Genomic DNA, 530 nt, shown 5'->3' with positions numbered 1-530 from the left:
GGCCGCGGCGTTCCTGATCGCGGTCAACCTCGTGGACGAAGGCGTGATCAGCCCCGACGAGGCACTCGAGCGCGTCAACGGCAACCAGCTCGCCCAGCTGATGTTCCCCCAGTTCGACCTCGCCGGCACACCCAAGCGGATCGCGAAAGGCATGAACGCCTCCCCCGGTGCCGCGGTGGGCAAGGCGGTGTTCGACTCCTACACCGCGATCAAATGGTCCCGCTCCGGCGAGCGGGTGATCCTGATCCGGCGCGAGACCAACCCGGACGACCTCGGCGGCATGATCGCCGCCCAAGGCATCCTCACCTCCCGCGGCGGCAAGACCTCCCACGCCGCCGTGGTCGCACGCGGCATGGGCAAAACCTGCGTGTGCGGCGCCGAGGAACTCGACGTCGACACCAAAGCCCGCCGCTTCACCGCCCCCGGCGGCCTGGTCGTGGAAGAAGGCGACCTGATCTCCATCGACGGCTCCACCGGCGCGATCTACACCGGCGAAGTCCCCGTCGCACCCTCCCCCGTCGTCGAATACT

At 68.9% G+C, this 530-nt stretch carries 1 protein-coding gene; it reads left to right on the top strand.

Going from position 1 to position 530, the window contains the following annotated elements; translation table 11 throughout:
* A partial coding sequence (locus tag KDL01_RS41750; RefSeq protein ID WP_246577722.1) for a PEP-utilizing enzyme occupies positions 1-530 on the top strand: 530 nt, incomplete at both ends.

Source organism: Actinospica durhamensis, assembly GCF_018139695.1.
Classification (GTDB): domain Bacteria; phylum Actinomycetota; class Actinomycetes; order Streptomycetales; family Catenulisporaceae; genus Actinospica; species Actinospica durhamensis.
The sequence above is the reverse complement of the archived record's forward strand: the minus strand, read 5'-3'. Positions and strand labels throughout refer to the sequence as shown.